Here is a 10,423-nt window from a genome sequence, read left to right on the forward strand (position 1 = left end):
GCGACCGGCGGGGGACTTGTAAAAATATCAAACCTTTCTCTCAGCGGTGTCTGCTTTCTGGTTCGCGGAATACACAACATCAAGACAGGACAGAAAGGTACATTAAACTTCACGCTCGACAACCGGAAGCAGACGGTACTTTTTAAAAATGTGATCATCCGTTCGGTCAATAAAGGTAGGATCGGTTGTGAATTCATCGAGGATCAGGCATTTGAAAAAGAGCTGGGATTCTACCTTCGTCCCTGACAACTTACCTTATCCCTACAACCTTACCTATCAGTGTTTCAGCCTTGACCAGAAAGGGTCTTAATGTCTCGGGTTCATAACAGCTTACCATCAGTTCGTTTTTTCCCTGCAGTCGATCAGTAACAGTTCTGTCCTGAAGAAGATCAACCTTGTTATACAGTTTCAGGCAGGGAATGGAACCCAGCTCCAGCTTTTCCAGAAGGTTTTCAACCACCTGCACCTGGTCCTGGTAAAGGGGATTTGAGACATCAATAACATGAACAAGGAGATCCGCTTCCTGCAGTTCTTCCAGGGTAGCCATAAACGCTTTGAGCAGTTCCGCGGGCAAATCCCTGATAAATCCCACAGTATCTGTTATGATAACCTCCATTTCCTTTGGAAAACGCAACCTGCGGCTGGTGGGGTCCAGAGTTGCAAAAAGTTTGTTCTCGGCAACTATGGAACTGTTGGTGAGAGTATTGAGCAGTGTTGATTTGCCGGCATTGGTATAACCGACCAGGGAGATGACCGGCAGATCCCTCTTTCTTCTCTTTGCCCGTCTCCGATATCGCTCACGGCTGACATTTTTCAATTCCTTTGCCAGCCTGGCAAGCCTGTCATTGATCCTGCGGCGATCAATCTCAAGTTTTGTTTCTCCCGGCCCTCTGGCACCGATTCCACCTGTCAGCCGGGAAAGAGAGTCATCCCTTGAAGAAAGCCTGGGCAGCATATATTTCAACTGGGCCATCTCCACCTGGAGTTTTCCTTCCCTGCTCATGGCCCTGTGAGCAAAGATATCAAGGATGAGCTGAGTCCGGTCAATAACACGCAACTCGGTAAATTCAGTAATGGATCGAATCTGTGACGGATTCAGCTCCTGATTAAAGATAAGCAGATTCGCGTCAAGCTGCAGCGCCCTTATCATGATTTCCGCCAATTTTCCCTTTCCCAGAATAAGACGTGGATTGACCTTTCGCCTGCGCTGCAGGACCATGTCGAGTACTTTCACATCATCAGACCGGCTCAATTCGGCGAGTTCCGACAGAGACTCCTCCGCCCGCATTCGTGACTCGGTACTGACGCTGATCAAAATCGCCCTGTCCTCCTTACTGTCAACCCTCCTGGCCCTGTGCTGTGCGGCAAAATCCCGCTCCACCGCCAGAATCAGTTCTTCAGCCGATTCAACCTGGTTGGCCGGATGGACCGGATCAAGGAATATCCAGTTCCTGCCATCTTTTGCGGCGGGAAGCAGATGAGCCGTATGGAGCTGTTCAGGAAGACCGTCTTCACTCATTTTCAACACTGATAGAAGATCAAGCCTGAGAAAGAGCAGATCCATCAGATCTTCATCACTGATATCTTCCCCGGCCAGGTGGGTATGGACAAGCCTCAGCCCTTTCAGTCTCCCCCCTGAAGAACGCACGTGGCCGAGCTGTGGGATCACAATCCGGGAATAATCACCTACGATTATGGATTCCACCTTGCCGGACCGATGGACAAGTATCCCTATCTGTCTGTTGATTTCCATGGACAGCCGGCAGATATTTCGTGCCATTTCCGGATTGATAATTTTGTCCCGTTGAACCCTCCTGGTTCCGAGGCGTTCAAGGGATTTGAGCTGGTGCTTTTTCAGACCAGAAATATTTCCTGTTACAATAGTGATACCGTCACCCCTGCCTATTTTTTCTCACCTGTTGTACGGCTGCAGACTGTCCTGGCCGAATACGATTTCCATACCCTGTCTTCATAGGAATCATGACAGACTACGCATCTCCCCACACGAAGAATGGCCTTTAACTCGGCCCCGTTGAAGGGCCGCAGTTCCGGCCGGGAGCTGTTCTGCAGGGGCACTCCGTCAATAGTGACATAACCATCAAGGGGAACGGTTTGACCACTGTCGGTCATCACTCCCCGGCCAAGCGGTTCAAAGACCAGTTTCCCATTCCTCTCGGATAATGTGCCCTCCCCCAGGCCCAGGGTCTTGGTGGAACCATGACAATCGATACACTCTCTTCCCTTTGCCTGTGTTGTATGAGGATTGATCGCCGCCATGGTCAAGCGGTTGAAGCTTTTTTCAAGTTTACCTTTGCTGTCCAGTACAGTGACAATGTCCTGGCATCCTGGAGTAACCACAACAACTTCATCATTCCACACCCCGAGCATCGGTTTTTCATAACGGATATAGGACCTGCCCTCTTCCCACCAGCCGGCTGTCTCTTTCAGGGTCAGTTTATCCAGGTGCTTTTCGGCCGCATCCCGTTTCACATGACAGCCATAACACTGGGCAACCCAGCTTGAATGACAGGCCTCACAGGAAACCCGTTTATGGGCAGGGAAATCGCATACTCCTTTTTTAATCGGGTTCAATGGAAATTTCTTCTCCTCGACCTTTCCCCGGAGAATCCAGCCATTCTTTTCTCTGGTAACATTATTCAGTCGGTTATTTTTTCTGGTAAGACCGGGTTCAGCCGAATGACATGTTTCACAGGAAATTTCCAACTGGTCCTCATAATGGGCATAACTTGTACCGTCCCCCATAATTTCATTTCTGGTGTGGCAGTCGATACACTCCATCCCTCTGCTGTGATGAATATCATCGCTCAGTTCAAGATAAAACCTGGCCCCGGGAAGCTGTTTTGAACTTACTGTACCTTTTGCATAAGGAGTTCCATACCCTTCCGATTCAAAAATCCCCATGTAAGAGATACCAATTCTGCCGGAACGGTTATGACAACGCACGCAGTTGGAACTTTTAACCTTTCTGGTAATAAATGGATGAATTTTCTTTTTTTCCGATTCATCGTCATCGGACATGGTGACAGACATTCCTTTCTCTCCGGGAATCGAATAGTGGCAGGCTGAACATCCCCCGCCTTTCTGCCTGAAAAATTCGGCAGCACCAACCATATCATTTTTCTGTTTCCAGAGGTGGCAGGTGGCACAGAGCTTACTGAAATAATCAATGGCAAGACTGTTTTTTTTCTCCTGCAACAGTTCTTCGACACTGAGTTCCGTATCCTGGCTTTTACTCTCTCCCCAGTAATAGAGGAGAGTTCCGAGAATACCCCTGTTGGTTGCCATGAGGGATTTTTTTACCTTGTGGACATCTTTTGGATGGCACCCTTCGGTCGAACAGGTTCTCTCCACATGGCGGAGATCACCCGGATTCAATACCATATTCCTGTGGGCCGCTTCTTCCGTAATGGCCAGAGGATTGCCAAGATGACAACTGCTGCAACCGATAACCTTTGGATCATGGGCGGGATCAAGTTTTTCATCCCTGTGACAGGTGATACACATGTCAACCATGCCGGAACTGGTGATTCCCAGCTTTTCCGGACGTTTCAGTACCGCCTCACTGTAAATCAGCCAGACAAAAGCTCCGACCGCAAAAACGGCTGAAAGCCAGGGCAATACACGCTTTTTATTTTCCACCATATTGCCGCAACCAGTCATTGCTGAAAATTCTGAACATTTGGAAACCTGCGGCCATAACCGAAGGCCTTGCTGGTCACCTTAAGTCCCATGGGCGCCTGCTTACGCTTGTATTCATTTATGCGTACCCTGCGCAGAACGTCCCTGACAACATCCCTGTCAAAACCCCTTGCTGTTATTTCATCAAGTCCTTTCCCCCCTTCCAGATGCAACTCAAGGATCCTGTCAAGTATTTCATAGCTTGGCAGATCATCCTGATCACATTGATCGGGTTTCAGTTCAGCGGTGGGCGGTTTTGTAATAATACGGGGAGGAATACGGATCTCTTCCCTGTTGATATAGTCTGCAAGTTCATAAACGAGCTGTTTCGGGACGTCGGAAATAACCGCCAGTCCACCACTCATATCACCGTAAAGGGTGCAGTAGCCGACGGCCATTTCACTTTTGTTGCCCGTGGTCAGCAGCAGATGATTAAACTTGTTTGACAGGGCCATAAGCAGGTTTCCCCTGATACGTGCCTGGAGATTCTGTTCCGTAACATCCTCCCCGAGGCCAGCAAACAGAGGTGACAGGTTTTTTTTAAACGTTGTAAACAACTCATCAATTGGAATTTTCTCAAAACCACAGCCGAGGTTGGCCCCAAGTTCAAGGGCATCTTCCAGGGATTCATCAGAACTGTACAGGGACGGCATGGCCACGCCAAGCACATTTTCCGGTCCCAGGGCATCTGCCGCGATGACAGCGGTAACCGCCGAATCGATTCCACCGGACAACCCCAGGACCACCGAAGAAAAACCGCACTTTTTCACATAATCCCTCACCCCGAGGACCAGTGCATCGTATACCGACGGGACTGATTCCATTTCCGCGGGTTCATGCATCTCACCCGTCCAGCCGGAACTGTCAATAACAATCATATCTTCCCTGAAGCCGGCAGCCTGGGCGACAGTCCGGCCCCCGGAGTCCAGCACATGGCTGCGTCCGTCAAAGATAAGAGAATCCTGACCGCCCACCTGGTTACAGTAGATAAAGGGAATATTGTGATCACGACAAATTTCGGCAAACAGTGTCTTTCTTAATTTTTCCTTGTCCCGCTGAAAGGGAGAGGCAGAAATATTGATAACTCCATCCACATGACCGCCAGAGACAATATCATCCACCGGTCTGATGGAATAATCCCGAACCTCATGGTGCCAGACATCCTCGCAGACCGTCACACAGAAGCGATGGTCATGGACTTCATAGATATCGGACACCGGTCCCGGTTCAAAATACCTGGTTTCATCAAAGACATCATAGGAGGGCAGAAGACGTTTTCTGGCCCGAAAAATAATTCTGTTATTGCGAAGAACAACAGCCGAATTGTACAGCGGTTTTCCCCGTCCATCTCCCCGCCTTTCAACACAGCCAAGCATGACATCAGGTTCGGGCGGCAGTTCCCTGACAAGACGTTGCAGGGCCTGATCATAGCTTTGCAGAAAAACCTCACGTTCAAGCAGATCCTGGGGTGGATAACCCGACACTGCAAGTTCGGGAAAAACAACAAGAGAGCAGTTTTTCTCTCTGGCGGAATCAACCCATTTTCTTATTTTTTCACAGTTGCCGGAAAAATCTCCGATAACCGGATTTATCTGAACAATACCGATTTTCACTCTCTTCTCCATTGAGGACAGGATTCTGAATGTAACTGGTCACAGGGATAGCAACTCTGTGAGCAATTACTTCTGAATGGCACCCTTACAGCCTTCCTATTTACCTTTTTTGGTTCTTTTTTTCCGCTGATATTTTCGCACAGCGCGATTATGTTCCCGCAGAGTCCTGGAAAAAGAGTGGGTGCCGTCATTTTTCGAGACAAAATAGAGATAGTTATTTTCAACAGGCCGCAACACCGCCAGCAGCGATTCCCGGCCGGGATTGCAGATAGGCCCGGCGGGCAGGCCGGATATTATATACGTATTATAAGGCGAGGACGTTCGGAGATGGGTCCGGGTGATAGGTCCGGAATAGCCAATGTTTCGATAAGGATAGATCACGGTGGGATCGGACTGCAGACGCATCCCCCTTTTAAGCCTGTTGAGGAAAAGGCCGGCAATAAGCGGGCGCTCCCCCGGGTCTCCCGTTTCCATTTCAATGATTGAGGCAAGAATAACCACCTCTCTTCTGGAAAAAGGGATTCTGGTATTTTCCAGACCTGTCAGTTCCTGCCAGACATACCGAAAACGCCTGACCATCATTGTGATGATTTTTTCTGCCCCCTTCATTTCCAGGGTGAGCATATAAGTATCCGGATAAAGATATCCCTCAAGACTGTCGATACCTTTTAACCCAAGAGATTCGATCAATCTGCCGTCAGTAACATGGGTCATAAAGGATTTCGCATCACACCAGCCCCGCACAGCAAAAATTTCTCCAATTTCCTTTGCCCGCAACCCTTCCCGGATGGTTACCGGATGCTGAACCTGTCTTGCCTTGAGCAGCTCCTCCAGCAATTTTCCCGGAGTTCTTCCCGTTACCAGCTGAAACTCTCCAGCCCGGATATGGGCTGTATGTCCGGACAGTTTGACCAGCAGGGGAAAGCGGATATCATCCCGTATCAAGCCTTTTTCCCCTAATATACTGCTTATTTCCCTGACGGATGTCCCGGAAGGAATGTTCACCACCACTTTCCGGCCCGCAGGCACTGGACCCTTTCCAACCAGGTAGGCAGCAAACCAGACAAAGAGCACCAATCCGACAAGAAACAGAAAAAGGGCTGCCCCCAGGGCAACCCTTTTTCCATTAGATCTTTTTCCATCCAACTGTTCTTTATCGTCAGTCACAATACCGTAACTCCTCACAGGGGGTTAGCAACTATGTGATAGTTTTATTTTTCTTCTTGCCGCTACTTCTCTTCTTTCGCCCGGTTTTGTTGTTAAATGCAATTTTCACCACCTGATCCATATCCTTCACCGGGTAAAAATCCATCTTCTTTCTGATATCTTCCGGAATCTCCACCAGGTCTTTTTTATTCTGCTCGGGAATAATCACCCTGGTGATTCCGGCACGCAGCGCAGCCAGTGCCTTTTCCTTCAGACCACCTATGGGCAGAACACGTCCGCGCAGGGTCACTTCCCCGGTCATGGCCAGTTTTCCTATAACCTTCTTTTTAACAATGGCCGAGTAAAGTGCTGTAGCCATGGTTATTCCCGCCGACGGCCCATCCTTTGGAATGGCTCCTGCAGGAACATGGATATGGATATCTATTGTATCAAAATAGCCCTCCTTCACTCCCAGCTCCCGAAAACGGCTCCTGCAATAGGTCAGGGCTGCCTGGGCGGATTCCTTCATGACATCCCCGAGTTGTCCTGTCAGGATCAGTTTGCCTTTGCCGGGCATCAGATTAACTTCTATCTGTAATATCTCCCCTCCGACCTCGGTCCAGGCAAGACCGGTCACAAGACCGGGCTGCTCAAGCCGCTGCAGTTCCGATTCGGGTATGGTTTTCGGAGGACCGAGATATTTTTCAATATTCCGCCTGCTGACAGTATATGGTCCCCTTCCTCCTTCAGCTATTTTACGGGCGATTTTCCGACAGATTTTACCGATTTCCCGCTCCAGATTTCTCAATCCTGCCTCATAGGTATAATGTGTGGCAATATACTCAATCGTCTCATCCTTGATACGGATCTGTGAGGGACGAACACCATTTTCCTTCACCTGTCGCGGCAGGAGATAGCGACGGGCAATCACAACCTTTTCCTCAAGGGTGTAACCGGACAGACGAATAACCTCCATCCTGTCCAGTAACGGCCTTGGAATAGTGTCACTCATATTGGCTGTGGTGATAAACATCACCCTGGACAGGTTGATTGGCAGATTCATATAATGATCAGTAAACTCAAAATTCTGCTCAGGGTCGAGAACTTCCAGCAGTGCCGAAGACGGGTCACCCCTGTAGTCCGCGCCGATCTTATCCACCTCGTCCATCATAAAAACAGGATTATTGGCTCCCGTAGTCTTCAGCCCCTGGACAATTCTTCCGGGCATGGCACCAATATAGGTGCGCCTGTGACCACGGATTTCCGCCTCATCCCGCATCCCACCCAGAGAGAGCCTGTAAAATTTTCTTCCCATTGCCCTGGCAATGGACTGGCCGAGGGAAGTTTTACCGACCCCCGGGGGGCCGACAAAACAGAGAATGGGACCTTTAGTTGATTTGTTGAGCTTTCTCACGGCCAGGAACTCAAGAATCCTCTCCTTCACCTTGTCCAGGCCGAAATGGTCTTCGTCAAGAATTTCTTTTGCCCGTTTCAGATCAAGATGATCTTTGGTCCCCTTCTTCCAGGGCACATCAAGGATCCAGTCGATATAGGTTCGGATAATGGTCGCTTCAGAGGAATCCGGATGCATCATGGCCATTCGGTTCAGCTGTTTTTTTGCCTCCTTGCGGACCGGTTTCGGCATTTTTGTTTTTTTCAGCCTGCGGGAAAGCTCATCAATTTCCTGACCGTAATCATCGGTGTCTCCCAGCTCCTTCTGCAGGGCATGGATCTGCTCCCGGAGAAAATATTCACGCTGGGACTTGCTCATCTCCTCTTTGGCATCGTTCTGAATCTTTGCCTGCACAGTGGAAACTTCCAGTTCCTTTGCCAGCAGTTCATTGACAAGCTGCAACCGGGCTACGGGATCAGTCTCCTCAAGAATTTTCTGAGATTCCGGAATTTTCAGACGCAGATTGGAACCGACAAGATCGGCAAGCCGGCCGGGATCTTCAATATTGTTAATAATCATCATGAGATCGGCGGAAAGAATTCCCCGAAGCGACATGATTTTCTCCGTCTGCTCCCGTACTGTCCGCATCAGGGCTTCCACCTCAACACTCACATCCCCTTTCATAGGCTGGTCTTCTATAACTTCCACCGCCACCTGGTAGGAGGGGTCCGTACGGAGAAACTCCTTTATTCTTGCCTTGGACATAGCCTGCACAAGAACCTTCAACCGGCCGTCGGGCAACTTCAGCGTCCGCATAACCATACAGACCATCCCGACCTCATAGAGATCTTTTTCCGTTGGATTATCCTTTGTCGCATCTTTCTGGGTGACCAGCATCAACAGTTTATTGGATGCAAGCGCCTCGTTGACAGCCTCAACGGAACCCGGCCGTCCTACAAACAGGGGAATAATCATATAATTGAAAACGACCACATCCCGAACAGCCATCATAGGCAGAACTTCGGGTATTTCCATATCTTCATTATTGGAAAAATCGTCCATACCTATACTCAATGAATCATTAAATTCCACAAAAACCTCCTGGCGAGATTACTTATCAGGTAAATCGGGAGCAATTTGACGCCCGTTTACTTATCAGAAATCTTCCCTATTTTCAAATATATATAGATTATTCACGTACATGCTTCTCAAATCCGGAGAAATTCTAAACATCGCTCAACGGGAAGTCAAGCACAGATCGTTTTCTCTTGATATCCTGCCCATTTTCTCTCATAGTATCATCTTACTGAATATTTTTTAACCGAAATCCTGCACTTAAAAAATGAAATTCTGACCGGCGGGACTGGCAATTTCTCCCACCCCATGGTCCCACAGGTCCCAAGCCTGGCTGGTGCAGGATTCAACTTTGAGAAAACGTTTTTTCCGGAGAGATATCATGCTGACTATAAGGTCTTTTTTTGACCTGTCCGATTTCCCGCACGGCCATCTGTTTTCAGGCGATGACCCGGTGTGGACCCCTTTAAACAATCTGAAAAATTATATGGACAGCTACCCCTATCCAAAGGAGCAGCTTTCGCCAGGTAACAGTCCCTGCAGGGAACATATCATTATTTATGAAGGAGAAGTCATTAAAGACAGCGCCTGCAAAATAGTTTTCGGAGACACCACCAAGGGAAAACTGCGTGTCGAAAAAAATGGAAAAATCCTCGATGGCGCTTCAGTAATCATGGCTGGAGCCGTTCTCATGGGAGAGCAGATAGCAATAGGAAGTGGTGTCCTTGTGGAGAGCGGCGCCATGATAAAATCCCCCGCAATCGTCGGTGACATGACGGAAATCCGCCAGGGAGCCTATCTTCGTGGTTATGTTCTGTCTGGAAATCGTTGTGTTCTCGGCCATACAACGGAAATAAAACACTCTGTTTTTCTCAACGACGCAAAAGCCGGGCATTTCGCCTACCTCGGTGATTCCATCCTCGGCAACAACGTCAATCTCGGTGCCGGAACAAAATTTGCCAACCTCAGGTTTTTACCCGGCAATGTGACCATTTTCTACAAGGGGGAAAAGATCGATACAGGCAGAAGAAAATTCGGCGCAATTCTTGGTGATAATGCCCAGACAGGATGCAATTCTGTAACCAGTCCAGGAACCCTCATGGGTAAAGAGACTATTCTGCTGCCCAATGCCACTGCCAGAGGGGGCTATCACCCTGAAAAATCAATACTGCGTTAAGATAATGTCTGAACTCCTGAATCTTTAAAAGCCGAATCACTCGCTCCCCCTCAAAGCATTCGCAGGAGGCGCGCACTTTTCTCTCTACCTCAGAAGTTAAAAAAAACTGATTTCGAACATTTTCCGTAACTACTCACAGTGGTAGCAATTATATGATTTTATTACCTCTGAACTGTAATTGCTCACAGGTGCCTCAGATTTTTGCAGGCTCTTTTGTTCGCTATAGCCTACCTTCCATGAGAAGGCTAGTTGTCAAGATAATGTTCGACGTGGCGAACCATTTTTTCTACCTCCCCGTAACGTCACGCTTCCATTCGCATT

At 48.7% G+C, this 10,423-nt stretch carries 7 protein-coding genes; 2 read left to right on the forward strand and 5 right to left on the reverse strand.

Annotated features, from left to right (window positions below; translation table 11 throughout):
- The coding region (locus ACXLDX_RS13215; protein ID WP_457577659.1) for a PilZ domain-containing protein at nucleotides 1–246 on the forward strand (246 nt) is incomplete at its 5' end.
- Nucleotides 247–250: 4 nt separating this feature from the next.
- Here ACXLDX_RS13215 and hflX read toward each other — a convergent pair.
- The 5 genes from hflX to lon form a co-directional block, all read right to left on the reverse strand.
- On the reverse strand, nucleotides 251–1,780 hold the full coding sequence (hflX, locus tag ACXLDX_RS13220) for a GTPase HflX (protein ID WP_457577660.1): 1,530 nt from the start codon (nucleotides 1,778–1,780) through the stop codon (nucleotides 251–253).
- Between the two features lie 122 nt (nucleotides 1,781–1,902).
- A complete protein-coding gene (locus tag ACXLDX_RS13225) occupies nucleotides 1,903–3,681 on the reverse strand; it encodes a hypothetical protein (RefSeq protein ID WP_457577661.1) in 1,779 nt (592 codons plus the stop codon).
- Nucleotides 3,678–5,312 carry an NAD+ synthase gene (locus ACXLDX_RS13230; protein WP_457577662.1) on the reverse strand — a complete coding sequence of 545 codons (1,635 nt, stop codon included), beginning with the start codon at nucleotides 5,310–5,312 and terminating at the stop codon, nucleotides 3,678–3,680. The genes ACXLDX_RS13225 and ACXLDX_RS13230 overlap by 4 nt, the downstream gene beginning before the upstream one ends.
- A 96-nt stretch (nucleotides 5,313–5,408) precedes the next feature.
- The gene (mltG, locus tag ACXLDX_RS13235; RefSeq protein WP_457577663.1) at nucleotides 5,409–6,479 is read right to left on the reverse strand and encodes an endolytic transglycosylase MltG; all 1,071 of its coding nucleotides are present in this window, start codon (nucleotides 6,477–6,479) and stop codon (nucleotides 5,409–5,411) included.
- A 31-nt stretch (nucleotides 6,480–6,510) separates the two neighbouring features.
- Complete coding sequence (gene lon, locus ACXLDX_RS13240; RefSeq protein WP_457577665.1) at nucleotides 6,511–8,913, reverse strand: endopeptidase La; 2,403 nt, start codon at nucleotides 8,911–8,913, stop codon at nucleotides 6,511–6,513.
- Between the two features lie 394 nt (nucleotides 8,914–9,307).
- Here lon and ACXLDX_RS13245 point away from each other — a divergent pair, with 394 nt between their 5' ends.
- On the forward strand, nucleotides 9,308–10,102 hold the full coding sequence (locus ACXLDX_RS13245; protein WP_457577664.1) for an LbetaH domain-containing protein: 795 nt from the start codon (nucleotides 9,308–9,310) through the stop codon (nucleotides 10,100–10,102).
- The last annotated feature ends 321 nt before the right edge of the window (nucleotides 10,103–10,423 follow it).

The sequence above is a fragment of the Desulfomarina sp. genome (assembly GCF_054039375.1).